At 73.4% G+C, this 24,817-nt stretch carries 27 protein-coding genes; 10 read left to right on the forward strand and 17 right to left on the reverse strand.

Translation table 11 applies throughout. From position 1 onward, the window contains the following. Nucleotides 1-106: 106 nt before the first annotated feature. From ACN265_RS23040 to ACN265_RS23050, 3 genes are all read right to left on the reverse strand, one after another. The gene (locus tag ACN265_RS23040) at nt 107-1,297 is read right to left on the reverse strand and encodes an anhydro-N-acetylmuramic acid kinase (RefSeq protein ID WP_421409450.1); all 1,191 of its coding nucleotides are present in this window, start codon (nt 1,295-1,297) and stop codon (nt 107-109) included. 13 nt (nt 1,298-1,310) lie between these two features. Further along, complete coding sequence (locus ACN265_RS23045; protein WP_421411595.1) at nt 1,311-2,594, reverse strand: class I SAM-dependent RNA methyltransferase; 1,284 nt, start codon at nt 2,592-2,594, stop codon at nt 1,311-1,313. Between the two features lie 101 nt (nt 2,595-2,695). Further along, nucleotides 2,696-4,765 (reverse strand): APC family permease, encoded by a 2,070-nt coding sequence (locus tag ACN265_RS23050; RefSeq protein WP_204923985.1) that lies wholly within the window; start codon nt 4,763-4,765, stop codon nt 2,696-2,698. Nucleotides 4,766-4,926: 161 nt separating this feature from the next. On the opposite strand from ACN265_RS23050, the gene ACN265_RS23055 reads away from it, so the two are divergent. Both ACN265_RS23055 and ACN265_RS23060 read left to right on the forward strand, forming a co-directional pair. Then, on the forward strand, nt 4,927-5,592 hold the full coding sequence (locus tag ACN265_RS23055; protein ID WP_204923984.1) for a potassium channel family protein: 666 nt from the start codon (nt 4,927-4,929) through the stop codon (nt 5,590-5,592). Between the two features lie 3 nt (nt 5,593-5,595). After that, entirely contained in the window at nt 5,596-6,285 is a 690-nt protein-coding gene (locus ACN265_RS23060) for a potassium channel family protein (RefSeq protein WP_204923983.1), read from the forward strand. A gap of 69 nt (nt 6,286-6,354) precedes the next feature. Here the strand turns inward: ACN265_RS23060 and ACN265_RS23065 are convergent, their stop codons facing one another. From ACN265_RS23065 to dut, 4 genes are all read right to left on the reverse strand, one after another. After that, on the reverse strand, nt 6,355-7,038 hold the full coding sequence (locus ACN265_RS23065) for a DUF3159 domain-containing protein (protein ID WP_204923982.1): 684 nt from the start codon (nt 7,036-7,038) through the stop codon (nt 6,355-6,357). Beyond that, nucleotides 7,035-7,415 (reverse strand): OB-fold nucleic acid binding domain-containing protein, encoded by a 381-nt coding sequence (locus tag ACN265_RS23070; RefSeq protein ID WP_088646422.1) that lies wholly within the window; start codon nt 7,413-7,415, stop codon nt 7,035-7,037. Before ACN265_RS23070 ends, ACN265_RS23065 begins: the two co-directional genes overlap by 4 nt. 281 nt (nt 7,416-7,696) lie before the next feature. Further along, a complete protein-coding gene (locus ACN265_RS23075) occupies nt 7,697-8,350 on the reverse strand; it encodes a DUF3710 domain-containing protein (RefSeq protein WP_421409454.1) in 654 nt (217 codons plus the stop codon). A gap of 25 nt (nt 8,351-8,375) precedes the next feature. Beyond that, nucleotides 8,376-8,906, reverse strand: a complete 531-nt coding sequence (gene dut / locus ACN265_RS23080; RefSeq protein WP_307826084.1) for a dUTP diphosphatase — start codon at nt 8,904-8,906, stop codon at nt 8,376-8,378. 84 nt (nt 8,907-8,990) lie between these two features. Between dut and ACN265_RS23085 the strand changes: the two genes are divergently transcribed. Next, nucleotides 8,991-9,491 carry a DUF3093 domain-containing protein gene (locus ACN265_RS23085; protein ID WP_421409456.1) on the forward strand — a complete coding sequence of 167 codons (501 nt, stop codon included), beginning with the start codon at nt 8,991-8,993 and terminating at the stop codon, nt 9,489-9,491. Nucleotides 9,492-9,565: 74 nt separating this feature from the next. Here ACN265_RS23085 and ACN265_RS23090 read toward each other — a convergent pair whose 3' ends face one another. Together ACN265_RS23090 and ACN265_RS23095 are read right to left on the reverse strand one after the other, a co-directional pair. Next, on the reverse strand, nt 9,566-10,372 hold the full coding sequence (locus tag ACN265_RS23090; protein ID WP_421411597.1) for a hypothetical protein: 807 nt from the start codon (nt 10,370-10,372) through the stop codon (nt 9,566-9,568). A gap of 261 nt (nt 10,373-10,633) precedes the next feature. Then, on the reverse strand, nt 10,634-10,930 hold the full coding sequence (locus ACN265_RS23095; protein ID WP_067315205.1) for a DUF4193 domain-containing protein: 297 nt from the start codon (nt 10,928-10,930) through the stop codon (nt 10,634-10,636). Nucleotides 10,931-11,363: 433 nt separating this feature from the next. On the opposite strand from ACN265_RS23095, the gene ACN265_RS23100 reads away from it, so the two are divergent. After that, nucleotides 11,364-11,882, forward strand: coding sequence for a LytR C-terminal domain-containing protein (locus tag ACN265_RS23100; protein ID WP_204923979.1), 519 nt, complete (start codon nt 11,364-11,366; stop codon nt 11,880-11,882). Nucleotides 11,883-11,990: 108 nt separating this feature from the next. Here ACN265_RS23100 and ACN265_RS23105 read toward each other — a convergent pair whose 3' ends face one another. Continuing rightward, nucleotides 11,991-12,803 carry an inositol monophosphatase family protein gene (locus tag ACN265_RS23105; protein WP_421409459.1) on the reverse strand — a complete coding sequence of 271 codons (813 nt, stop codon included), beginning with the start codon at nt 12,801-12,803 and terminating at the stop codon, nt 11,991-11,993. A gap of 450 nt (nt 12,804-13,253) precedes the next feature. Here ACN265_RS23105 and ACN265_RS23110 point away from each other — a divergent pair, with 450 nt between their 5' ends. After that, entirely contained in the window at nt 13,254-14,861 is a 1,608-nt protein-coding gene (locus ACN265_RS23110; RefSeq protein WP_421409462.1) for an RNA polymerase sigma factor, read from the forward strand. A 248-nt stretch (nt 14,862-15,109) separates the two neighbouring features. Then, the gene (locus ACN265_RS23115; protein ID WP_088646450.1) at nt 15,110-15,343 is read left to right on the forward strand and encodes a DUF7455 domain-containing protein; all 234 of its coding nucleotides are present in this window, start codon (nt 15,110-15,112) and stop codon (nt 15,341-15,343) included. A 246-nt stretch (nt 15,344-15,589) separates the two neighbouring features. Here ACN265_RS23115 and ACN265_RS23120 read toward each other — a convergent pair whose 3' ends face one another. From ACN265_RS23120 to ACN265_RS23130, 3 genes are all read right to left on the reverse strand, one after another. Beyond that, complete coding sequence (locus tag ACN265_RS23120) at nt 15,590-17,323, reverse strand: DEAD/DEAH box helicase (protein WP_204923976.1); 1,734 nt, start codon at nt 17,321-17,323, stop codon at nt 15,590-15,592. A gap of 164 nt (nt 17,324-17,487) precedes the next feature. Continuing rightward, the gene (locus tag ACN265_RS23125) at nt 17,488-18,138 is read right to left on the reverse strand and encodes a trimeric intracellular cation channel family protein (RefSeq protein ID WP_363656439.1); all 651 of its coding nucleotides are present in this window, start codon (nt 18,136-18,138) and stop codon (nt 17,488-17,490) included. A 41-nt stretch (nt 18,139-18,179) separates the two neighbouring features. Beyond that, on the reverse strand, nt 18,180-18,404 hold the full coding sequence (locus tag ACN265_RS23130; RefSeq protein WP_176739083.1) for a DUF3039 domain-containing protein: 225 nt from the start codon (nt 18,402-18,404) through the stop codon (nt 18,180-18,182). An 84-nt stretch (nt 18,405-18,488) separates the two neighbouring features. On the opposite strand from ACN265_RS23130, the gene ACN265_RS23135 reads away from it, so the two are divergent. Both ACN265_RS23135 and ACN265_RS23140 read left to right on the forward strand, forming a co-directional pair. Beyond that, the gene (locus tag ACN265_RS23135; protein ID WP_204923974.1) at nt 18,489-19,415 is read left to right on the forward strand and encodes a pseudouridine-5'-phosphate glycosidase; all 927 of its coding nucleotides are present in this window, start codon (nt 18,489-18,491) and stop codon (nt 19,413-19,415) included. After that, the gene (locus ACN265_RS23140) at nt 19,412-20,320 is read left to right on the forward strand and encodes a carbohydrate kinase family protein (protein WP_421409465.1); all 909 of its coding nucleotides are present in this window, start codon (nt 19,412-19,414) and stop codon (nt 20,318-20,320) included. Before ACN265_RS23135 ends, ACN265_RS23140 begins: the two co-directional genes overlap by 4 nt. Nucleotides 20,321-20,353: 33 nt before the next feature. Here the strand turns inward: ACN265_RS23140 and ACN265_RS23145 are convergent, their stop codons facing one another. Further along, nucleotides 20,354-20,713: a DUF3099 domain-containing protein gene (locus ACN265_RS23145; protein WP_194821888.1), complete on the reverse strand. Its 360-nt coding sequence runs from the start codon at nt 20,711-20,713 to the stop codon at nt 20,354-20,356. Nucleotides 20,714-20,816: 103 nt separating this feature from the next. On the opposite strand from ACN265_RS23145, the gene ACN265_RS23150 reads away from it, so the two are divergent. Together ACN265_RS23150 and ACN265_RS23155 are read left to right on the forward strand one after the other, a co-directional pair. Then, a complete protein-coding gene (locus ACN265_RS23150; protein ID WP_281899565.1) occupies nt 20,817-21,104 on the forward strand; it encodes a hypothetical protein in 288 nt (95 codons plus the stop codon). Between the two features lie 14 nt (nt 21,105-21,118). Beyond that, nucleotides 21,119-21,430 carry a hypothetical protein gene (locus ACN265_RS23155; RefSeq protein ID WP_204923970.1) on the forward strand — a complete coding sequence of 104 codons (312 nt, stop codon included), beginning with the start codon at nt 21,119-21,121 and terminating at the stop codon, nt 21,428-21,430. 10 nt (nt 21,431-21,440) lie between these two features. Here ACN265_RS23155 and ACN265_RS23160 read toward each other — a convergent pair whose 3' ends face one another. From ACN265_RS23160 to ACN265_RS23170, 3 genes are all read right to left on the reverse strand, one after another. Next, nucleotides 21,441-22,640 (reverse strand): low temperature requirement protein A, encoded by a 1,200-nt coding sequence (locus tag ACN265_RS23160; RefSeq protein ID WP_421409469.1) that lies wholly within the window; start codon nt 22,638-22,640, stop codon nt 21,441-21,443. 56 nt (nt 22,641-22,696) lie between these two features. Continuing rightward, on the reverse strand, nt 22,697-23,272 hold the full coding sequence (locus ACN265_RS23165; RefSeq protein WP_421409471.1) for an HhH-GPD-type base excision DNA repair protein: 576 nt from the start codon (nt 23,270-23,272) through the stop codon (nt 22,697-22,699). A 149-nt stretch (nt 23,273-23,421) separates the two neighbouring features. Then, nucleotides 23,422-24,645 (reverse strand): S8 family peptidase, encoded by a 1,224-nt coding sequence (locus tag ACN265_RS23170; RefSeq protein ID WP_420116866.1) that lies wholly within the window; start codon nt 24,643-24,645, stop codon nt 23,422-23,424. Nucleotides 24,646-24,817: the final 172 nt, after the last annotated feature.

The raw sequence follows: 24,817 nt of genomic DNA on the forward strand, positions 1-24,817 counted from the left end.
CGGCCGCCGCACACTCCGCAGCCCTGCCGTGGATCACCGCAGGTGGGAGCCCTGATCGGCGGTGCGACGGCCACCGGTGCCGGTGCGCCCGCCGGGGCGGCCCGGGTCAGCGGAGCACGGCCAGCCGGCGGGGCGGTCGCGGCGCGACCACCCCGTACGGCGGGCCGGACGGGGTCCAGGACCCCAGCACGGCGGCCCGCCGGGCGCCGGTCACCGAGGGCACCGCGCCCGGCAGACCGTGCCAGGACAGCCACCCGAGCAGGGCGAACGCGTACGCCTCCCGGGCCTGGGCGGGCACCCCCAGCTCGTCGGTGGTGCGCAGCGTCCACCGGCCGTCGCCGAGGGCGGACAGCCGACCCCACAGGGCCGGGTTACGGACCCCGCCACCGGCGGCCACCAGCTCGGTCACCCGGTGCCGCCGGCAGGCGTCGACCACGGTCCGGGCGGTCAGCTCGGTCAGCGTGGCGAACACGTCGTCGCGGGCCACCGGTTCCCCGAGCGCCGCCAGCCGGTCGTCGAGGTAGCCGGCGTGGAACAGCTCCTTGCCGGTGGACTTCGGCGGCGTCGCCGCGTAGTAGGGCTCGGCGAGCAGCAGCGCCAGCAGCCCGGGGTGCACCCGGCCGGCCGCCGCGCGTGCCCCGTCGACGTCGCATGGCCGGTCGAGGAACCGGCGGGCCGCCGCGTCGAGCAGGGCGTTGGCCGGGCCCACGTCGTAGCCGAGCACGGGGGCGTCCGGCGCGACCACGGTGAGGTTGGCGATACCGCCCAGGTTGAGCGCCGCCCGTACCCCGCCGCCGGGCCGCCCACCCGGGGCGGCCTCGGCGGCCGGGGCGAGCAGCAGGGCGTCGAAGGCGGGGACCAGCGGCGCGCCCTGCCCGCCGGCGGCGACGTCCGCCGACCGCAGGTCCGACAGCACGGGTACGCCCACCCGGGCGGCGACCCGGGCCGGCGCGCCGAGTTGGAGGGTGCCCCGCACGGTGCCGCCGTCGACCCAGTGGAAGACGGTCTGCCCGGGTGAGACGACCAGGTCGGCCGACCCGCCGGCCAGCTCGACGCCGAGCGCGGCGGCGTCGGCGAACACCGCGCCGAGGGCGTTGTCGAGCCGGCAGACCGCCTCGACCGTGGTCGGCCGCGGCGGCAGCACCGCCTCGATCCGTTCCCGCAGCTCCGCGTCGTAGCCGCACTCCCGGTGCCCGAGCGGACGCATCCGCAGGGTGTCCCCGGCGGTGGTGAACTCGGCGGCGACCACGTCCACCCCGTCGTACGAGGTGCCCGACATCAGCCCGACGATCTTCATCGGGCCAGGGTAGTCAGCGGGCCGGGGGCAGGAACAGGCCGACGAGTTCGACGTGCTGGGTCATCGGGAACAGGTCGTAGCCGCGCAGGGTCGCGAGCCGCCAACCGGCCCGGCCGAAGGTACGTACGTCCCGGGCGAAGGCGGCCGGGTCGCAGGCCACGTAGGCGATCGCCCGGGGGGTGGCGGCGATCATGTCCCGCACCACCGCCGCGCCCGCGCCGGTGCGGGGCGGGTCGAGCACCACCAGGTCGACCGGGCCGATGATCCGGCGGCGGGCCAGCGCGGTCTCCACCCGGGCGGCGACCACCTCGACCCGGGACAGGTCGGCCAGGTTACGCCGGGCGGCGGCGACCCCCTCGGCGGCGGACTCGACCACGGTGACCCTGGCGTCCGGGCCGACCCGGGCGGCGAGCGCGGCGGCGAACAGGCCGGCCCCGCCGTACAGGTCCCAGACGGATTCGCCGGGCCGCGGGTCGAGCAGGTCGAGGACCGCGTCGACCAGGGTGTCGGCGGCGGCCGGGTGCACCTGCCAGAACCCGCCGGCCGGCACCGTCCAGTCCCTGCCGGCGGCGACCTCCCGTACCGTCGCCGGGGCGTCGCCGGCCGTGGGCCCGCCGGGGGCGACGGCCGGGGCCCCGGGAAGGTCGGTCGTCGCCGGCCCGCCGGGGAGGTCGACCGGGGTGGGCGTCCCGTCGGCGAGGGCGGTGACCACGACGTCGCCGCCGGTGGAGGCGACCGTCGCCACCGCGTCGGCCGCCGGCCAGTTCTGCCCGAGTACCGGCAGCGTCTGGATCGCCGGGTGGGCGATCAGGCAGCGGTCGATCGGCACCACCTCGTGCGAGCGGTGCTTGAGCAGCCCGGCCCGGCCGGTGGCGTCGACCGCGTAACGGACCCGGGACCGCCAGCCCAGCGGGCCGCCGGGCAGCGGCGCGACGGTGACCCGCAGCGCGTCGATCTCGGCGTCGGTGAGCCCGCCGAGCCGGCTGAGCTGCTCGCGCACCACGGCCGTCTTCCAGTCGAGCTGGGCGGCCGGGGCCACGTGTTGCAGGTCGCAGCCGCCGCAGCCGCCCGGCCGGGCGTACGGGCAGGGCGGGGCGACCCGGTCCGGTGACGCCTCGACGATCTCGACGGCGTCGGCGCGGGCGAACCCCCGGTGCAGCTCGGTCACCTCGGCGACCACCCGTTCCCCGGGCAGCGCGTGCCGGACGAAGACCACCTGGCCGTCGACCCGGGCCACGCAGTGCCCGCCGGGGGCGACCGCGTCGACTGTCAACTCGACCCGCTCGGCCTCCTCCAACCCGGGCCGCTGGTCCTCGCCGCCCGGCCGGTCCGGCCGGGCGGTGCCGGCCGGCGCGGTGCGGTCGGTGGTCGCGGAACGGGCGGGGCCGGGGTACGCGGTCACGGGCGGTCTCCGGTCGACGGGCCGGGCTCGCCGGACGGGGCGGTCACCGGCGGGACGGGCGGCGGCAGGGTGCTGCGCGGCGCGACCCGGGGCCCCCGGGCGGGGGTACGGCTCAGCGTCTCGTCCAGCCGGTCGAGGTTCTTGGTCGCGGTGGACGCCAACTGCCAGGGCACACTTGTCACCATCACACCGGGCTCGAAGAGCAGCCGGCCCTTGAGCCGCAGCGCGCTCTGGTTGTGCAGCAGGTTCTCCCACCAGTGGCCCACGACGTACTCGGGGATGAAGACGGTGACCACGTCGCGGGGGGACTCCCGGCGGGTGTTCGCCACGAAGTTCAGGATCGGCCGGGTGATCTCCCGGTACGGCGAGTCGACCACGGTCAGCGGCACCGGCAGTTCCCGCCGCTCCCACTCCTGCTGGAGCTGCCGGGTGTCCTTCTCGTCCACGTTGACGGTCACGGCGGTCAGTGTGTCCGGCCGGGTGGCGCGGGCGTACGCGATGGCCCGCAGGGTCGGCTGGTGCAGCTTGCTGACCAGCACGATGGCGTGGTTGCGGGCGGGCAGCACCCCGCGTACCTCGGTCGGTTCCAGCTCGGCGGCGATCCGGTCGTAGTGCCGGCGGATGGCCAGCATCAGCACGTAGATCACCGCCATCGCGGCGATGGCGATCCACGCGCCGAGCAGGAACTTGGTGATCAGCACGATGACCAGCACGGTGCCGGTCATCGCCATGCCGAACGCGTTGATCGCCCGGGAGCGGAACATCCGCCGGCGGGCCTGCGGGTCACGCTCGGTGCGCAGGTGCCGGTTCCAGTGCCGGATCATGCCGGCCTGGGAGAGCGTGAACGAGACGAAGACGCCGACGATGTAGAGCTGGATCAGCCGGGTCACCTCGGCCTGGAAACCGACGATCAGCACGATCGCGAAGACGGCGAGGAAGACGATGCCGTTGGAGAACGCCAGCCGGTCGCCCCGGGTGTGCAACTGCCGGGGCAGGTAGCGGTCCTGGGCGAGGATCGAACCGAGCACCGGGAAACCGTTGAACGCGGTGTTCGCGGCCAGGAACAGGATCAGCGCGGTCATCCCGGCGACCACGTAGAGCAGCACCGACCCGCCGCCGAAGACGGTCTCGCCGAGCTGGGTGGTGACGGTCTTCTGCACGTACCCGTCGGGGCCGGAGAGGATCTGGGTGTTCGGGTCCTCGACGAACTGCAGGCCGGTCAGCCGGGCCAGCCAGATGATGCCGACCAGCATGGACACCGAGATCGTGCCGAGCAGCAGCAGGGTGGTGGCCGCGTTGCGGCTCTTCGGGGCCTTGAACGCCGGCACCCCGTTGGAGATCGCCTCGACCCCGGTCAGCGCGGCGCAGCCGGAGGAGAAGGTCCGCAGCAGCAGGAAGATCAGCGCGAAGCCGGTCACGCTGTGCTCGGCCTGGATCTCCAGCCCGGCGCTGGGGGCGCGCAGGTCGTCGCCGAGGATGAAGTACCGGACCAGCCCGGTGAGGATCATCCCGCCGATGACGATCACGAAGCCGTACGTGGGGATGGCGAACGCGGTGCCGGACTCGCGCAGCCCGCGCAGGTTCATCGCGGTCAGCAGCACCACCGCGCTCACCGCGATCAGCACCTTGTGGCTGGCCACGAAGGGCACCACCGACCCGAGGTTGGCCACCCCGGAGGAGACCGACACGGCGACGGTCAGCACGTAGTCGACCAGCAGCGCGCTGCCCACCGCCAGCCCCGCCCGGGGACCCAGGTTGACGGTGGCCACCTCGTAGTCGCCGCCGCCCGAGGGGTACGCGTGCACGTTCTGCCGGTAGCTGGCCACCACGGTCAGCATGACCACGACCACCGCGAGGGCGATCCAGGGGGAGAACAGGAACGCCGACGCCCCGGCGATGGAGAGGGTCAGCAGGATCTCGTCCGGGGCGTACGCGACGCTGGACAGCGCGTCGGAGGCGAAGACCGGCAGGGCGATGCGCTTGGGCAGGAGGGTGTGCTGGAGCCGGTCCGACCGGAACGGTCGACCGACGAGGAGTCGCTTCAGCAGCGAGGTGGGACTGGCCACAAGCGCTAAGGGTACGACCACCGGATCGTGGTCGCCGGGGGGTGCCTGATCCCCTTCCCAGGTCCCGGCGCGGTACCGTTCGGTCCCCCGTGGTCGGGGTGGACGTGGCAGGCTCGCAGACGACAGTCGCCGGGAGGCGGGCACACCTTGGGAGGGACACCGTGCACGTCGTGATCATGGGCTGTGGGCGGGTCGGCTCGACGCTGGCCCAGAGCCTGGAGTCCCGGGGGCACTCGGTGGCCGTGATCGACCAGGACGCCGACGCGTTCCGCCGCCTCGGCCCCGACTTCGCCGGGATCACCGTCACCGGTGCCGGCTTCGACGGCGAGGTGCTGCGCCAGGCGGGCATCGAACGGGCGGACGCCTTCGCCGCCGTCTCCAGTGGCGACAACTCCAACATCATCTCGGCCCGGTTGGCCCGCGAGACGTTCGGCGTCTCCCGGGTCGCCGCCCGGATCTACGACCAGCGCCGGGCGCAGGTCTACGAGCGGCTCGGCATCCCCACCGTCGCCACCGTCCGCTGGACGGCCGACCGGATGCTGCGCCACCTGGTCCCCGAGGGCAACGTGGAGATCTTCCGGGACCCGACCAGCACCGTGTCGATCATCGAGGTGCCGGTGCACAAGGACTGGATCGGCCGGCCGCTGCGCCAGTTGGAGGAGGCGGCCGGGACCCGGGTGGCGTACCTGACCCGCTTCGGCATCGGCATGCTGCCCACCGCGTCCAGCGTCGTGCAGGAGGGTGACCAGCTCTACCTGATGGTCACCGACGACATCGCCGCCCAGGTCACCGCGGTGGCCGCCACGCCGCCCGAAGGAGGGCACTGAGCCATGCGGATCGCCATCGCGGGCGCCGGCAACGTGGGCCGGTCGATCGCCCAGGAGCTGATCGACAACGGCCACCAGGTGATGCTGATCGAGCGGCAGCCCCGGATGCTGCGCCCGGACCGGGTGCCGACCGCCGACTGGGTGCTGGCCGACGCCTGCGAGCTGGCCAGCCTGGAGGAGGCGAACGTCGCGGGCTGCGACGTGGTGGTCGCCGCCACCGGCGACGACAAGGTCAACCTGGTGGTGTCCCTGCTGGCCAAGACCGAGTTCGCGGTGCCCCGGGTGGTGGCCCGGGTCAACCGGGCCGAGAACGAGTGGCTGTTCACCGAGCAGTGGGGCGTCGACGTGGCGGTCAGCAAGCCCCGGGTGATGGCCGCGCTGGTCGAGGAGGCGGTCACCGTCGGCGACCTGGTCCGGTTGATGACCTTCCGGCAGGGTGAGGCGAACCTGGTGGAGATCACCCTGCCGCCGACCGCGCCCTACGTCGGCCAGCCGATCCACGCCGTGCCGCTCCCCCGGGACGCCGCGCTGGTGGCGATCCTGCGCGGCAAGCGGGTGCTGGTGCCCAGCCCCGACGACCCCATCGAGGCCGGCGACGAACTGATCTTCGTGTGCACCGCCCAGGTGGAGGACGAGGTGCGCGGGGTGATCCTCGGCCCGGACAGCGTGGAACGGACCCGCGGCGCGGGCTGACCGTCCCACCCGGCGGGTGCCGGACGGTTGCCTGCCGGCCCTGGAGGCCCCGGTTGCCGGCCCTGGCGGTCAGCCGCCGGGCAGCGGCTGTGGTGCCGACTCCCGGGTCACCCGGCGTACCACCCACACCGTGATCAGCAGCAGCAGCGCGTAGGGCGGGTAGCCGAGGGCGAGCCGGGCCACCCCCAGCGCGGTGTCCTGGTGGGCCAGGTAGAGCCCGGCCTGCACCCCGACCTTGGCCAGCCAGACCACCCCCCAGAGCACGGTGAGCTGGGTGAAGGTACGCACCAGCCGGGGGTCGTCGCGCCACTCGGAGCGCCCCTTGGCCACCAGCACCGACCAGATCCACCCGACCAGGGGCTGCCGGATCACCGCGGAGAGCAGCAGGGCGATGCCGTAGCCGATGCCGTAGAGGATGCCCGGGAGGTAGAAGTCCCGCTCGTCCCCGGTACGCCAGGCGATGGCCGCGCCGACCGCGATGCCGAACAGCCCGTTGACGGCGTGCCGGACCGGACGGCGCTGGACCAGCCGGACGATCGCGATCAGCACCGCCACCCCGACCGAGGCGATCACCGCCGGCCGTAGCTCGCCGACCACGTTGGCCAGCACGAAGACCACCACGGGGATGCTGGACTCGACCAGCCCGCGCCAGCCGCCGAGCTGGTCGGCCATCTGCTCGGCGAGGCTGGGCAGCCGTTCGTCGTCCGGCGGGGTGGTCTGCGGCTCGGTGGCCGGGGGCTGTCCCGTCGTCACTTCGGCGACTCCAGCTCGTAGTACGGGTTGTAGATGACCTTGCGGTCGTCCCGGACGGCCACCCGGCCCCGGGCGGTCAGGTGCCGGCCCGGCTCGATGCCGGCGATGTGCCGTCGACCCAGCCAGACCAGGGTGACCACGTCACTGCCGTCGTAGAGGTCCGCCTCCAGGGTGGGCAGGTTGGTCCGGGGCGTGTAGACCACCGTGCGGAGCCGCCCGGCGACCGAGACCACCTGCCCCCGCATGCACTGCCGGGCCAGCACGCCACCGGACTCGGCGCTCTCCCGGCGTAGCTCCTGCGCCTCGATCTCGGCCTCGCTGGCGGTGAACCGGCGCAGGATGCCCCGTAGCGACATCCGGCTCTCGTCGGTCGACATGACCTCCGCGTCACCCTCTCCACGCTGACCGGTCGGCACCGGCGTCACCCGGCCCCGGGTGGGACCGTGCCGCCAGCGTACGCCGATCCGGCCCCGCTGCGTCGTTCCGGTGCGGCCGCCCCCGGTCGGCACCCCACCGGAACGCCGCCGCCCCACCGGAACGCCGCCGCCGGCTCGTGGCCGGGACGCGCCGCCGACCTCGGCCGGGTCGCCGGGGGCGGACAGCGGTCCGGGCCGGACCCGGCCACCTCAGGCGGCGGGGTCCGGCCCGGACGGGTCGGTCAGGCCTGGTTCGGGGCGGGCGTCGCGGCGTCGCCGCCCTCGGCCTGGTCGGCCATCTCCCGGGGCAGCCGCAGCGGCAGTGGCTCGCGCACCGGCTTCGCCTCCTGCCCCCGGTCGACCACCAGGCCGTCCAGGCAGGTGGCGAGCGGACCGGCCGCGGCCGGGTCGGTGGCGGCGGCACCCTGGTAGACGCCCCGGACCATCCAGCGCGGGCCGTCGATGCCGACGAAGCGCAGGTCGGTCGGGCCGTCCGGGGTACGCACCCGGGCGTGCAGCTCGACGCCGTACTCGCCCCGGGCCTCCTGGGCGGTGGCGCCGTCGGCGATCAGCGACTGCCGGATCTCGTCGCGCACCTCGTCCCAGATGCCCTCGGAGCGGGGCGCGGCGAAGACACCGAGCTGGAGGGCGTTGTCCCCGTGGACGAGCACCACCTGCTGGACGACGCCCTGCGGGTCGGCCTGCACCCGCACCTCGACCCCGGGCACCGCCGGGATGTGCAGGCTGCCCAGGTCGAGGCGCTGCACGTCGTCCGGTGCCTCGGCGACGTCGTACGGGCCACGGGCCGGGCCCGCCGTCTCGTACGCGTCGGGGCCGCCGGCCCGCTCGTCACGGGCGTGCCGCCCGTTGTCGGCCCGCTTTCGGGAGAAGATCACTGCGCCCACCCTCCGCTGTTCGCACTCACCCTGCCACCTCTTCCGTCCGTTCGCCGACCCGATCGGTGTCCGCCGCCCGGGTCGGGCCACCGGGCGGGGGCACGAGCCCGGCGTGGCCACCGGTCGACCCGTGTCCGCCGGTCCCCCGTCGGGACCCGGGCAGCACCGCCGCCGGCTGGAAATCGGCCCGCTCCACCCGCTGGACAACGAGTTGCGCGATGCGATCGCCACGGGAGATCTTCGCCGGTGCGTCCCGATCGTGGTTGATCAGGTTGACCAGGATCTCACCCCGGTAGCCGGCGTCGACCGTACCGGGCGCGTTGAGCACCGTCACGCCGAGCCTGGCGGCCAACCCGGAGCGTGGGTGGACCAGGCCGACGTAGCCCTCCGGCAGGGCCAGCGCCACGCCGGTGGGGACCAGGGCCCGGCCGCCGGGGGGCAACTCGACGTCCGCGGCGGCCACCAGGTCGGCACCGGCGTCGCCCGGATGGGCGTACGCGGGCAGCGGCAGCTCCGGATCGAGCTGCCGGACGGGCACGGGTACGGCGTGGGTCACGGGTCTGCCTCTTCCGTCGACGTTCACGGGGTGCCCTGCCATCCTGCCGGGTCGACCGCCCGTCGTGTTCCGTACCCTCGAGGTGTGAGCCTGTCGCCTTCCCCGTCGTCGCCGACCCCGCACGTCGCGGCCGTCCCGGCGTACTCCGAGCGGCTGGGCCTGCCCTGGTGGTGCTGGGCAGCCGGGGTGGCCCTGGCCGGGTTCGCCGCGGTCGAGCTGTGGATGGGCGCCGGCGGGATACGCGCCTGGCTGCCCTTCGCGCTGCTGCTGCCGGCCACCCTGGCCGGGTTGTGGTGGCTGGGCCGGGTCCGGGTCGCGGTCGCCGACGGTGAGCTGTGGGTCGACGACGCCCACCTGCCCGTCCGGTACGTCGCCGACGCCGTCCCGCTCGACGCCGGTGGCCGGCGCGAGGTGCTCGGGGTGGGCGCGGACCCGCTGGCCTTCGTGGTGCAGCGGCCCTGGATCGGCGGCGCGGTGCAGGTGGTGCTCGACGATCCGGACGACCCCACCCCGTTCTGGGTGGTGAGTTCCCGCCGACCGACCGAGCTGGCCGCCGCCCTGCTGGCCGCCCGCGACACGGCCTGAGCGAGGCCCGACGCGCCGCCCGGACCGGTCGGCCGGGGTCGGTTCGGGGCGGTTCGACGTCGGGGCTGGCCGGGTCAGGACTTGCCGGGGGCAGGCAGGGCGGGTGGCCCGCCGGGCAGCTCCCGGCGCTGCCTGCGCAGGTCGCGGCGGAGCTGGTCGGCCAGGGACCGGGTGGCCCGACGGTTGAGGTAGCTGGCCACGGCCGCCCCGGTGAGGAACGGGCCCAGCGTGGTCAGGTTGCGGCCGAATCGCTTGAGCAGCGTGTCCCGCAGCTCCTTGCGGGCGGCGGTGCCGAGCACCGCGCTCACCCCGACACCCGGCATCATCGGGTTGATCCCCCGCTGGCTGGCCCAGGACTGGACCAGGGCGATGGTCCGGGGGGTGCCTCCGGTGGGCAGCGGTGCGCCGTAGATCTCGTGCAGCTCGCCGATCAGCTTGAGTTCGATCGACACCACGGCCACCGTCTCGGCGGCGAGCAGCACCGGCGCGGACAGCAGGGTCGGGGCGACCGCCCACTCCACCGCGGCGACGCCGCCTCCGGCCGCGCCCACCCCGGCGGTGGCCCGGGTGGCGTTGCGGACCAGCCGGTCGGCGAGCGCCTCGTCGTCCAGGCCGGGGAAGTGCCGCCGCAGCGTCGCCAGGTCCCGGACGGGGATGTGCGGCGCAACGTCGGCGACCGTGTCGGTCATCCAGCGCAGCGCCGCCCGTGGCTTGAACAGGTCGGCGATCCCCCGGCCCCGGGCCTGCCCGACCAGCCGGGCGAGCAGTTGCCGACGGCGGGCGGGCGCGATGTCGTCGGCGGTCAGCGCCGCCACCGTGGCACCCAGCTCGTCGCCGGCGGCGGTGACCGCCCCGGCATCGGCCGGGGTGTCCCCGACCATCAGCGTCGGATCGGTGCCGGGCGGGGCGGTCGGATCGGTGCCGGCCCGCCCGTCTCCGGGAACGACGACGGGCGGGCCGACGTCGGACTTCGGACCGTCCGGATCGGACCCGCCGTGCTCGTTCATCCGTCTGCCCCTCCCGTGGTGTCCACCGGTCCGGTGGACGCGCCTACCACGAGTCAAGCAGTAACCCGCCGTACCCGCACGGCGGCTCGGGCAGCGGCGGCCCCGCAAGGAGGCCGCCGCTGGTGTGGTGGGTGCTCAGACGCACTCGCGGCAGATCAGGTCGCCGTTGCGCTCGACCGCCAACTGGCTGCGGTGGTGCACCAGGAAGCAGCGTCCGCACCGGAACTCGTCCTGCTGCATCGGGAGGACCTTCACGGTCAGCTCCTCGTCGGCCAGGTCAGCGCCGGGCAGCTCGAAGCTCTCGGCCACCTCGGCCTCGTCGACGTCCACGGCGCCCGACTGTGAGTCGACCCGCCGGGCCTTGAGCTCTTCCAGGCTGTCCTCGCCGAGGTCGACCTCGTCGCGACGCGGGGCGTCGTAGTCGGTGGCCATCGGTTTCACTCTCCCATATCGATGTTGTCGCTTCCGGTTGTAACGCCGGGCGACGCTGTTTCGGTTCCCACTGGCCGGCCACCAATGTGTGTCGGTCGCCCGACCCGACGGCCTCTGGATCAAGGTCGCCGGGGGCAGGACCCGACGAGCGCGGTACCTTACCCCCTACCGGGCGAGGCATGTATACCGCCCTCGCGGCAGACATGTACGCCCCAGCGGCCCAAGATGTTCCCAATGTGACTCAGGCGACACGAAGATAGGGGTAGTAGTACCCCGTTCCCGGTTGGCGCGCCGGCATGTCGGACTGTTTCCACGCGTCCGCCGGACAACCGTTAACCTCAGCGGCGTACTCGACGGCCGACGGCGCCGGCCGACGCCGACGTTCGCCGCCACCACCCACTGTCCGGGGAGCACCCAGATGAGCTTTGCGCGAGTGCGAGCACTCGTTGTCGTCGGCCTGCTGGCGGTCGTCGCCCTGGTCATCGTCATCGTCGCCGTGGTCCGCGACACCCAGGGCAGCGGTGCCAACGCCAAGGGCTGCCCCGAGGGCTGGCCGCTGGCCGACCTGTCCCTGCGCACGTACAAGGATGTCAAGATCAACATCCTGAACGGCACCGGCGAGCCGGGCCTGGCCAGCAGCGTGGGCGACGACTTCCGCAACCGGAAGTTCCAGGTCAAGAAGGAGGGCAACGCCCCCAAGCACTTCGACGGCGTCGCGCTGCTGCGGTTCGGCCCCAAGGGGGTCGGCTCGGCGCACCTGCTGCGCGCCTTCTTCCTCAACAACGCCGAACGCGACTACGACCCCAAGCGCCAGGACGACACGGTCGACGTGGTGCTGGGCGACAGCTTCCAGCAGCTGGCCACCACCACCGAGGTCAACCAGTCCCTCGGCGACCTGGGCGCGCCGGTCGCACCGGAGGGCTCCTGCCCGATGCCGGTGGAGGACAAGTAACCGGTCCCGCCACCCCCGGCGACCGCCCGGCCCCACCGCCGTTCCCCGGCTGCCACCCGGCTGTCGCGCCATGCTCCGGCAGCCGGGTGGCGGCCGGCCGGGGAGCGTTCAGGGACCGCCGGAGGCGTCCAGCGCGGCCAGCCGGGTGTGCAGCGGCGTGAAGAGCGCCGGTGGGGCCGCGATGACCAGGTCGGGGCCGGCCGGACGACCGTTCAGACCGGTCACCCGCAGCCCGGCCTCCGCGGCGACCAGCCCGCCCGCGGCCAGGTCCCAGGCGGCCAGCCCCTTCTCGTAGTAGGCGTCCAACCGCCCCTCGGCGGCCAGGCACAGGTCCAGCGCCGCCGCCCCCATCCGCCGGATGTCCCGCACGTCCCCGATCAGCTCGGCGACCACCCTGGCCTGGTGCCGGCGGCGGCCGGCGTCGTAGCCGAACCCGGTGGCGACCAACGCCTGCCCCAGCTCCGTCTCCGTGGAACAGCGCAGCCGCTGGCCGTCGCGCCAGGCCCCACCACCGGCGGTGGCGGTCCACTCCTCGCCGGTCGCGACGTTGCGCACCACCCCGGCGACCACCCGGCCGCCCACCTCAGCGGCGAGCGAGACCGCGCAGTACGGCAGCCCGTACAGGTAGTTCACCGTGCCGTCGATCGGGTCGACGATCCAGCGCACGCCGTCCGCGCCGGCCTCGGCGCCGCCGTACTCCTCGCCGTACACCACGTCGGCCGGTCGGGCCGCGCGCAGGGCTGCCACGACCTGCCGCTCCACCGCCCGGTCGGCGGCGGTGACGACGTCGGTGGCGGTGCTCTTGGTCGCCGCGACCGAGACCCCCTCGGCCCGCATCCGGGCCGCCGTGTCGGCCGCCTCCCGGGCCACCTCGACGGCGATCCCGAGCAGTTCCCGCGCGGTGGGCGTCGAACCCGTCATCGAACCCTGCCCCCTTCGCGGCCGCCGGGCGCGCACCGGGCGTACCGGTCGGGAGCCGACCGCGTCCCGCCCCCGCCGTCCGGCGCGGCGCGTGCCCCGCCGCGCGTCGTCGATCTCGTCCGGACAGCATAGGCAGGCGCCGTCGCGGCCGGACGCACCCGGTGCGACAGGCGGTTTCCGGCGTCGACCGACCGACCGGCGGGACGGGTCGATAAGCTGGCCGCAAAGTCGACATCCGTGCCGAACCGGTGGTACAGACGGCCGGTTGCCGTGCGCCGCAGGATGATCGCGCCAACCGGGGTTACAATTCACCCTGCCCACGCGCCACGGACCACCGCCGCACAGCCGGCCCGGGACACGGGGGCCACTCAACGACGTCGACGGCACGGCATGCCACGCTGCGCCGGACGACTCCGGCCGTGCTCGCTCTTCGCCTCCGGAAGGTCATTCGTGACAGAACCCCGCCAGCCCGGCGCCGACGTTCGCTCGCTCACCGACACCCTGATCGCCCACGCCCAGAGCGCCGGTGGTCAGTTGACGTCGGCCCAGCTCGCGCGCACCGTCGAATCCGCCGAGGTGACCCCGGCCCAGGCCAAGAAGATCCTGCGGGCGCTCTCCGAGGCGGGCGTCACCGTGGTGGTCGACGGCTCCGCCAGCACCCGCCCCCGCCGGGTGGCCGCCGCCCGGTCGGCCACACCGGCCTCGCGGGCCACCACCGCCAAGACCACCAAGAAGGCGGTCGCGCCGGCCCCGAAGCAGGCACCCGCCGCCGAGGAGGCCACCGCGCCCGCCCCGCGCAAGGCGGCCCCGCGTAAGGCGGCCACCGCCACCGGGGTGGCCGCGAAGGCCGCCATGCCGGCCGCCAAGGCGACGAAGTCGACCCGGGCCACCAAGGCGACGGTGGCCGCCGCCGGGGCCGGCAAGGCCGCCACGAAGGCCAAGGGCGAGGGCGCCGAGGGCGAGATCGATCCCGAGCAGCTGGCTGCGGAGATCGAGGACGTGGTGGTGGAGGAGCCGGCCGAGCTGACCCGGGCCGCCGAGACCGACGCCGCCGCCTCCGCCACCGACAACGACTTCGAGTGGGACGACGAGGAGTCCGAGGCGCTCAAGCAGGCCCGTCGGGACGCCGAACTCACCGCCTCCGCCGACTCGGTCCGGGCCTACCTCAAGCAGATCGGCAAGGTTCCGCTGCTCAACGCCGAGCAGGAGGTCGAGCTGGCCAAGCGGATCGAGGCCGGGCTCTACGCCGCCGAGCGGCTGCGTGCCGCCGACGACGGCGAGGAGAAGCTGACCCGCGACATGCAGCGCGACCTGCTCTGGATCTCCCGGGACGGCGAGCGCGCCAAGAACCACCTGCTGGAGGCGAACCTCCGGCTGGTCGTCTCGCTGGCCAAGCGGTACACCGGGCGGGGGATGGCCTTCCTCGACCTGATCCAGGAGGGCAACCTCGGCCTGATCCGCGCCGTCGAGAAGTTCGACTACACCAAGGGCTACAAGTTCTCCACGTACGCCACCTGGTGGATCCGGCAGGCGATCACCCGGGCGATGGCCGACCAGGCCCGCACCATCCGCATCCCGGTGCACATGGTCGAGGTGATCAACAAGCTCGGCCGCATCCAGCGCGAGCTGCTCCAGGACCTGGGCCGTGAGCCCACCCCGGAGGAGCTGGCCAAGGAGATGGACATCACACCCGAGAAGGTGCTGGAGATCCAGCAGTACGCTCGGGAGCCGATCTCGCTCGACCAGACCATCGGTGACGAGGGTGACAGCCAGCTCGGTGACTTCATCGAGGACTCGGAGGCCGTGGTCGCGGTCGACGCCGTCTCGTTCTCCCTGCTGCAGGACCAGCTCCAGCAGGTCCTGCAGACGCTCTCCGAGCGGGAGGCGGGGGTGGTCCGGCTGCGTTTCGGCCTGACCGACGGCCAGCCGCGTACCCTCGACGAGATCGGTCAGGTCTACGGGGTGACCCGGGAGCGGATCCGGCAGATCGAGTCCAAGACGATGTCCAAGCTCCGGCACCCGTCGCGCTCCCAGGTCCTCCGGGACTACCTGGACTGAGCCGGTCGCGTCAACCCGTCGTGTCGGTTTGATCACCAGGCGTAGAACATGCGATGGTGACCCGTCCAATACGTGTTTGTGATCGTTGACGTGGCACCCTGGGTGCACGGCACACTGTCCTTCCCGCCAGGTGTGACCTCGGTCCCCCGCGGGCACACTGGGAAGGCGGGGCCCGGTAAGGGTGTTGCACGATGAGTGAGCAACGACCGAAGAGAGTGTTCATCGGTGACGACCAGAGGAGGAAGGCGATGACCCCGACCCTCACGCCGCCGCCCGAAACGGTGGCTCCCCCAGCCGCCGATGAACGGTGCGACCGCTGCAATGCTGCCGGCAAGCTCCGTATCACTCTGGCGGGTGGGAGCGAGTTGGTGTTCTGTGGGCACCACGCGAACAAGTACGCCGAGGATCTCGTGAAGATCACGGTGAAGTTCGCGACGGACCCGGAGTTCAGCTGGCGAGGCGCCGATCTGATGGCGAACTGACCCGAACCCCTACGACGACGCAGCCGGGCGGAGGCACCCACAGGGTGCCTCCGCCCGGCCGTTCCCGGCTGCACCCACTCCCCCACCCCTCCCCGCCCTCGGCTTCCCCCGCCACCGGACCGGTGATCAAGAGGTTCGCGTCACCATCCCACCGATTTCCGACCCGAACCTCTTGATCACCGGCAAAAGCCGGGGGATCCGGGGCCGGGGAGAACGGGACGGGAGGGCGGGAGGGAACGGGGGCCGTCAGAGGGTCTGGACGGTGGCTATGCGTTCTTCGAGCTGTTCGATGGTCGCCTGGGCGCTGGGCGGGCCACCGCAGAGTCGGCGCAGCTCGGCGTGGATCTTGCCGTGGGGCAGGCCCGTACGGTGGTGCCGAGCGGCCACCAGAGCGTTCAGTTGACGCCGTAGCGCCACCCGACGCTGGGCGGCACTCAGAGGTACGGCGGGCGCCGCCGGGGCCGCAGCGGCCGGCTCAGCGGCCTGGACGGCCGCCCGACGCCGCTGCGCGGCGAGCTGGTCGGCCTGCCGTTTGGTCAACAGCAGCGACACCTGGTCGGCGGTGAGCAGACCGGGCAGCCCCAGGTACTCCTCCTCCTCCGGGGTGCCGGCCTGGGCGGCGGTGCCGAAGGACGCCCCGTCGAAGATCACCTGGTCCAGTTCGGCGGTCGCGGACAGCGCGGTGAACCGCTTCTCCAGCTCGCCGCTGGCCTGCTCGTCGCGCTGGGCCCGCTCCAGCAGGTCGTCGTCGAAGCCCTCGCGGTCCTTGGGCTTGCCGAGCACGTGGTCCCGCTCGGCCTCCATCTCGCTGGCCAGGCCGAGCAGGTGCGGCACGCTCGGCACGAACACCGAGGCGGTCTCGCCGGGGCGGCGGGCCCGGACGAACCGGCCGATGGCCTGCGCGAAGTACAGCGGGGTGCTGGCGCTGGTGGCGTACACCCCGACCGCCAGCCGGGGGATGTCGACGCCCTCGGAGACCATCCGGACCGCCACCAGCCACCGCTGCTCGGACGCCGCGAACGTCGCGATCCGGGCGGACGCGCCCTGGTCGTCGGAGAGGACCACGGTGGCCTTCTCCCCGGTGACCTGTTCGATCAGCTTCGCGTACGAGCGGGCGTTCTGCTGGTCGCTGGCGATGATCAGGCCACCGGCGTCGGCCATCCCGGCGTTGCGCAGCACGGTCAGCCGGGCGTCGGCCGCCCGCAGCACCTGCGGCATCCAGTCCCCGGCCGGGTCGAGTGCGGTCCGCCAGGCCTGGGCGATCAGGTCCTGGGTCATCGGCTCGCCGAGCCGCGCCGCCAACTCGTCCCCGGCGTTGGTACGCCAGCGGGTCTCCCCCGAGTACGCCAGGAACAGCACCGGGCGCACGACGCCGTCGCGCAGCGCGTCGGAGTAGCCGTAGACCGAGTCGGCGCGGGACCGCAGCAGCCCGTCGCCGCCGCGCTCGTAGGTGACGAACGGGATCGGGTTGTCGTCGGAGCGGAACGGCGTACCGGTGAGCATCAGCCGGCGTACCGCGGGTTCGAAGGCGTTCTTGACCCCGTCGCCCCAGGAGCGGGAGTCCCCGGCGTGGTGGATCTCGTCGAGGATGACCAGGGTGCGGCGGGTCATGGTGCGCCGCCGGTGCACCTGGGGGGCCATCCCGACCTGGGCGTAGGTGACGACCGCGCCGTGGAAGTCGGCGGCGGAGTGCAGGTCGGCGTTGCGGAACGCGGAGTCGAGCTGGATGCCGACCCGGGCGGCGGCCTGCGCCCACTGGGTCTTCAGGTGCTCGGTGGGGGCGACCACGGTGACCGCCTCGATGGTGCCGTCGACCAGCAGCTCGGCGGCGATCCGCAGGGCGAAGGTGGTCTTGCCGGCACCGGGGGTGGCGACCGCGGTGAAGTCTTCGGTACGACGGCGCAGGTACTCCACCATCGCCTTGCGCTGCCAGGCGCGCAGGGGCGGGAACGTCTCCAACGCCGGCAACCGGGGTGCCACCCGAGGCTCCTCTCCGACCGCACGAGGCGGATCCGGGCCGAGGGCCACGGTACCGCCGCCCATGAAAACGCCTCCGCGCAGAGCATGCCGCGAAGGCCGGCCCAGCATAACCAGCCGGGCCCGGCAACCCCAGCCGACACCACGCCGACCGGTCCCGCCGCCGGTCAGCGGGGTGGACGACCGAGGCCGGTCTCCGGCGGACGCATCGTCGCCACCGGCGCCGACCACCGTCGCCGCAGCGCCACCAGGCGCAGCACGAAGACCAGCAGCGCCGCCGCGGTCAGCCCGCCCGCTCCGGCGTATCCCAGCGCCGACAGCAGCACCACCATGATCGAGCCGGCGAGTGCGGCGACGGCGTAGATCTCCCGGCGCAGCACCACCGGGATCTCGGCGGTGAGCAGGTCCCGGCCCAGCCCGCCGCCGATCGCGGTGAGCATGCCGATCACCACCGCGCCGACCGCCGGCACCCGGGCGTCGAGCGCCTTGAGCGTGCCGGTGACGGTGAACAGGCCGAGCCCGGCGGCGTCGAGCACCAGCACGGTGGTGCGCAGCCGGGCGAGCTGCGGGTGCAGCCAGAACACGGCGCTGGCGGTGACCGCGGCGGTGGCGGCGTAGCGCCAGTCGGCGAAGGCGAGCGGCGGGACCTCGTCGATGACCAGGTCGCGGAAGATCCCACCACCCAGCGCGGCGACGAACCCGACGAAGACGACGCCGAACAGGTCGAGCCGCTTCGCCACCGCCGCCGAGGCGCCGGAGGCGGCGAAGACGGCCACCCCGGTCAGGTCGGCCAGGAGCAGGGCGGTGGAGGTGGTCACACCGCCGAAGGTTACGGGGGCGGTCCGGCGGACCGCCCGGATCACTCGCGGTACGAGTCGTAGATCTCCTTGCACTTCGGGCAGACCGGCGAGCCGGGCTTGGCGGCCTTGGTCACCGGGAAGGTCTCGCCGCAGAGCGCCACCACGTAGGTGCCCATCACGGCACTCTCGGCGATCTTCTCTTTGCGTACGTAATGGAACATCTCGGGACCCGTGTCGGCGTCCTTCAACTCGGGACGCTCAAGAACCTCGGTACTCACAGTCACACCTCCAACTGCACAAGTTTGGCAGGTCGGCCGGGTCCGGTCCACCGCAGCCCACCCCGACGGCGGCCAGTTACGGTAGCTGACGTGACCACCTTTCACATCCGGCCCGGTACCGAGGTCGACGAAGCCCTGCGTGACGGCCGTCCCGTCGTCGCCCTGGAGAGCACGATCGTCTCGCACGGTCTGCCCCGACCGGACAACCTGCGGGTCGCCCGGCAGATCGAGCAGACGGTACGCGACGCCGGGGCCGTCCCGGCCACCATCGGCATGATCGCCGGCGAACTCGTCGTCGGCCTCGACGACGCCGAGCTGACCCGGCTCGCCACCGTCGATCCGGTGGCGAAGCTCTCCGTCCGCGACCTCGCCGTGGCCGCCGCCACCGGTGCCGACGGGGCCACCACCGTGGCCGCCACCAGCGCGGTGGCCGCCGCCGTGGGGATCGGCGTCTTCGCCACCGGTGGCCTGGGCGGGGTGCACCGGGAGGCGGCACAGACCTTCGACGAGTCGGCCGACCTGGTCACCCTGGCGCGTACCCCGATCACGGTGGTCTGCGCCGGGGTCAAGTCGATCCTCGACGTCGGGGCGACCCTGGAGCGGCTGGAGACCCTCGGCGTCGGGGTGGTCGGCTACCGTACCCGGCGTTTCCCCGGCTTCTACCTGACCGAGTCCGGGTTCGACCTGGACTGGTCGGTGGACTCCCCCGAGCAGGTCGCCGCGGTGCTCGCCGCCCGCGAGCAGCACGGGGTGCACGGCGGCGGCCTGATCGTGGCCAACCCGCTCCCGGTCGACGAGCAACTCGACCCGGCGCTGCACGACCGCACCCTCGCCGAGGGTCTGGCCCGGTTGGGCCGCGAGGGCGTCACCGGCAAGGCGGTCACCCCCTTCCTGCTGGCCTACTTCCACTCGGCCACGGAGGGCGCCAGCCTGGCGGTCAACGTCCGGATCATCCTGCGCAACGCCGACCTGGCCGCCCGGATCGCGGTCGCGGCGGCCGGACGCGCCGCCGCATGACCGCTCCCGGTCGGATCGTGGTGGTCGGCGACCTGATCACCGACGTGGTCGCCGTGCTGGCCGGAGCGCTGGCCACCGGCTCGGACACCCCGGCGACCATCAAGGTCACCGGCGGCGGGCAGGCGGCCAACACCGCCGCCTGGATCGCCGCCCAGCACGCGCCGGTGACGCTGGTCGGGGCGGTCGGCGACGACAGCGCCGGCCGGGACCGGGTGGCCGAGCTGCAACGGGCGGGGGTGGACTGCGCGGTCGAGGTGCACCCGCAGGCCACCACGGGAACGGTGATCGTGCTGGCCACCGCCGACGAGCGGACCATGGTCACCGAGCGGGGGGCGAACCTGCGGCTGACCGCCGACCATGTGGACCGGTCCCTGGCGGCGCTGCCCGACGCCACCCACCTGCACCTGTCCGCGTACTGCCTGCTGGACGCCGGGTCGCGACCGGCCGGACTGCGCGCGTTGGCCGCCGCCCGCGAGCGCGGGCTGACCACCAGCGTCGACGCCGCCTCCGCCGCGCCGCTGCGGCGCATCGGTGCGGCGGCCTTCCTGTCCTGGGTACGCGACGTCGACCTGCTGCTGGTCAACGCGGACGAGGCGGGGGTGCTGGCCGGCGGGTTGGATCCGGCGGCCCAGGCACGGGCGTTGTCGGCGGCGGCCCGTCGGGTGGTGGTCAAGCGGGGCGGGGCGGGCGCGATCTGGGTGGACCGGCGGGCCACCGTCGGGGTGACGCCGTCGTTGCGGGTCGCCGTGGTGGACGTCACCGGGGCCGGGGACGCCTTCGCGGCCGGCCTGCTCACCGCCTGGACCACCGGCGCGACCCCGAGGGCCGCGTTGACCCGGGCCGCCGACCTGGGCGCCCTGGCGGTCTCGATGGTGGGTGCCCGGCCGGAGGCGACCGGCGGGTAACGGTGCCGGCCACGCCCGCACCGGCCGGCCCCGTCAGGGTTCGGCGTCGATGATCCGGTGCGGGCGTTCCTCGGCGGTGAGGCTCATCGGCGGGGTCTCGTCGCGGTGCCGGGGCTGGAACCTGGTGGCCAGCCGGTGTTCCTCCTTGGGCGGGCGGTCGTTGGCGAGCAGCACCGCCAGCCAGGGGATGAGGATCATGCCCAGCGCCACCAGGGGCAGCCAGAGCCAGAGCAGCGGGGCCTTCGTGCCGACCAGTACCGCTCCGGCGATCACGCAGGCCACCCGGATGCCCATCATCAGCACGTACCGCTTCTGTCGGCTGGTGAGCTGGTCGTCCTGGCTGCGCGAGGCGTCGGTGATCAGAATCGGCTGGTACGCCTGACGCTTCACCATGGACCTCCTGAGGGGATTACCCACCATCCTGTCACCGCATCACCTTGATCAGCGAAAATCGACGCATACCGGAATCGTGTTACGTCCGTGGTACGCTCCGGCGGTGGGCAGCCGGTTCAGCTTCACCGAGGAGGCGTTGGCCAACCTGCGGGTCTACGACGTCACCCCCGGGGAAGTCTGGGAGGCGCTGCACAGCACCCGCCGGGTGATCCGGCACCTCGGCGAGGACCTGACGGTCGTCTACGCGGCGAGCGGTCGCGGCCGGCGGCTGGCCGTCCTGCTCGCCGAGGCCGACGGCACCGACCACGACTGGGACGTCCTCTCCGCCCGCGACCTGAGCGACGTCGAGGCCAAGCGCTACGACGAGACCGTGCGGAGAACGCGCCGATAGAGGAGGCGACGGCGATGAACCGTGACGAGGCCATCAAGCGATTCCACGGCGGCGACGACACGTTCGCCGAGCTGATCGACGACAGTCAGCCGGTGGAACTGCCCGCCCCCGACACCGACGTACCGATGGTCAGCCGTTCGGTACGCCTGCCGATGGACACCTACGACCGGGTCCGGGCGGCGGCCGAGGCGCGCGGCATCGGCGTCACCACCCTGATGCGGCAGTGGATCGAGGCCGGCCTGGCCGACCTGGACGATTCGGCCACCGTCTCGCTCGCCGACGTACGCCGGGCGCTCGCCTCGCTGTCCCGCCCCACCGCCGCCTGACCGGCCCGGCTCACAGGGCCGGGTGGGGCTGCTCCGGGGCCTGCCCATACGCCCGGCGGTAGTCGGCGACGGTGATCGCCGCCAGCACGGCGGCCGCTGCGGCCAGTGCCACCACGGTCGCCGTCCGGGTCACGACGGGCACCAGCGCGGCCAGGGCGAGCACCCCGACGACCCGGGACCGGGAGACCCGCCCGAAGATCTCGTACTCGAAGCGGGCGCGGGCGACCAGGAAGACCGCCGGGCCGCCCATCATGAAGACCGCCCAGGACGGTTCGGTGCGCTGGTACGGGTGCACGATCGCCAGCTCGTAGCCGACGGCCGTGGCCAGCACCCCGGCGACGATCACCAGGTGGGTCCAGCTCACCGACTCCCCCAGCCGGCCGGGCCGGTCGGCCACCCGGATCGCCTCGGTGAGCAGGTGACCCGCCCGGTGGAAATAGATCCGCCAGAGCAGCACGGTGGTGACGAAGGACAGCAGGAAGGCCCCCGAGCTGGCCCCGGAGAAGCTGTACCCGCTGAAGGACAGCCCGATGATGAGGATGTTCTCGCCGAGGGCGATCAGGAAGAACTGCTGGTAACGCTCGGCCAGATGCTCCCCCAGCACCGCCCAGGTGGAGGTGCGGGTCGCGCCGAGCCGGGGCACCGGCCAGCCGAACATCAGCCCGGCGTAGTCGACGACGACGGCCAACGACCAGCAGGCCAGCCGCCACGGCCCGGTGAACACCGCGCCGAGCACCCAGGGCACCGCGCTCATCACCGCCCAGGCCACCACCCGCACGGTGACCAGGCGTCGTGGATGCCCCCGCAACGCCAGCGTGAGGAAGAGCGGTCGCCCCACCTGCACCGCCACGAACGCGAGGGCGAAGGCCAGCCCCCGGCTGTCGAAGGCCCGTGGGGCGGCGACCGCCATCACCATGCTGCCCAGCATCGAGTAGACCACCACGAACTGGATCTCCGGACGCTCCGGCTCGTACCGGCTGGTGACCCAGGCGGTGAACGTCCAGACCGCCCAGAAGGCCAGAAAGATCACCAGGGTCTGGGTGATCTCGGCCAGCAGATCCTGACGGACGACGCTCAGGTCGTCGATGATCCGCTGGGACACCCGGGTCAACGCGAAGACGAACACCAGGTCGAAGAAGAGCTCCAGGAAGGTGGTCCGGGGTGAGCTCAGCCCGCCGCGCAGCAGCGCCGCCCCCCGCTCGTCCGCCATCGTCCACCCGTCGCCGCTGTCGCGGATCTCAACGAACCGACCCGGTTCCGGTTGCGTCAGCCCCTGTCCGCCTTCGCCGCCGCCTTCACCTGCTGCTTGTACTCGCGCACCCGGCGCAGCGACTCCGCGTCGGTGACGTCGGCGACCGAGCGGAAGGTGTCCGGGCCGCCGTACCCGCCGGCGGCCTCCCGCCAGCCGTCGGGGCGCACGTCGTACCGCTTGCCGAGCAGGGCGACGAAGATCTGCGCCTTCTGGGTGCCGAAGCCGGGCAGGTCGGCGATGCGGCGCAGCAGTTCCCGCCCGTCGCCGACGTCCGCCCAGAGCCGGCCGGCGTCGCCGGCGTACCGGTCGACCAGCACCCGGCACAACTCCTGCACCCGGCCGGCCATCGCCTTCGGGAACCGGTGCAGCGCGGGTGGCCGGGCGAAGACCTCGACCAGCTCCGCCGGGTCGTAGTCGGCCAACTCCCGGGCCTCCGGGTCGTGCCCCAGCCGCTGGGCGAGCACGTACGGCGAGGAGAACGCCTTCTCCATCGGCACCTGTTGGTCGAGCAGCATCCCGGTCAGCAGGGCCAGTGGGCTGCGCTCCAGCAGCCGGTTGGCCTCGCCGTCGATGGGCAACGAGAGCGTCATGCCCCCATCCTGCCCGTCCCGGCCGTCCGCCCGACCGACATCCGCCTCCGGCCCGCCGGGCGGGAGGCGTCCGGGCGCAAAGCGGCCCGGTGGACACAGCGCGGCCCGGTGGACACGGGTGTCCACCGGGCCGTCGGTGCCCGAAGGCGTCAGTTCACGACGTAGAGCAGCCGGTTCGGCGACCCCGAGCCGGGGCTGGTCACCACGTTCGGGGTGGCGCTGCCGGTCAGCGAGCTGGCGACCTGCGCCGGGGTGTACGAGGGGTTGGCCGACAGGACCAGGGCGGCGGCACCGGCGACGTGCGGGGACGCCATCGAGGTGCCGCTGATCGAGTTGGTGGCGGTGTCGTTGGTGTTCCAGGACGAGGTGATGTTCGAGCCCGGCGCGAACAGGTCGACGCAGGTGCCGTAGTTGGAGTAGGAGGCCCGCGCGTCGGTGTTGGTGGTGGCGCCGACGGTGATCGCCGAGGCGACCCGTGCCGGGGAGGAGCTGCAGGCGTCGGCGCTGGAGTTGCCGGCAGCCAGCGCGTACGTGATGCCCGAGCTGATCGAGCTGGCCACCGCGTTGTCGATGGCGGTGCTGGCCCCGCCGCCGAGGCTCATGTTGGCCACCGCCGGCTTGACCGCGTTGGCGGTCACCCAGTTGATGCCGTTGACCACGGCGGTGGTGCTGCCGCGACCCCGGCAGTTGAGCACCTTCACCGCGACCAGCTGCACGCCCTTGGCCACCCCGTACTTGGTGCCGCCGACGGTGCCCGCGACGTGGGTGCCGTGGCCGTTGCAGTCGGTGTTGTTGGAGTCGACCGCGTTGGTGCCCCAGGTGGCCCGGCCGCCGAAGTCGGTGTGGGTGGTCCGGATGCCGGTGTCGATGATGTACGCCCGCACGTTGGTGGCCGTGTTCGGGTAGGTGTAGCTGGAGTTCAGCGGCAGGTTGCGCTGGTCGATGCGGTCCAGGCCCCAGGACGGCGGGTTGGTCTGGGTCGCCTGGACGGTCATCACCCGGTCCTGCTCGACGTAGGCCACCGACGGGTCGGCGGCGAGCCGGCGGGCCTGACTGGCGCTCATCTTGGCGCTGAACCCGGTGAGCGCGGCGCTGTAGACGTCGGCGACGTTGCCGCCGTACCGCTTGGTGAGGCTGGCGGCGCGGTCCGGCACGGCGGTCCGGGCGGTGCGGCTGTTGGCGGCGCCGACGGCCTCGCCCTTCAGCACGACCAGGTAGCTGCCGCTGATCGCGTCCGGGGCGGAGGCGTAGCGGATCTGGCCGGTGGGGGCGGCGAGGGCGGGGGCGCCCGCGGCGACGGAGAGGGCCGCGGCGGCGGCCGCGACGGCGACCGCGCGGATCGCGCGACGCCGGGGGACGGACACGTCGGACATCGTCTGAACTCCCTACCGGGTCCGTCCGGGCAGGCAGGGGCCGTCCGAACGTCCCATCGACGGATGTTGGAGGGAATGCTAACGAGACATCGACGTACGTAACAGAGATAACGGCCGGGGGATTGAGCTGGTGTTATGGAAGTCAACGGGTGCCCGCCACCACCGGCCCCCG

The sequence above is a fragment of the Micromonospora sp. WMMD730 genome, from assembly GCF_049178955.1.
Taxonomy (GTDB): domain Bacteria; phylum Actinomycetota; class Actinomycetes; order Mycobacteriales; family Micromonosporaceae; genus Micromonospora; species Micromonospora wenchangensis.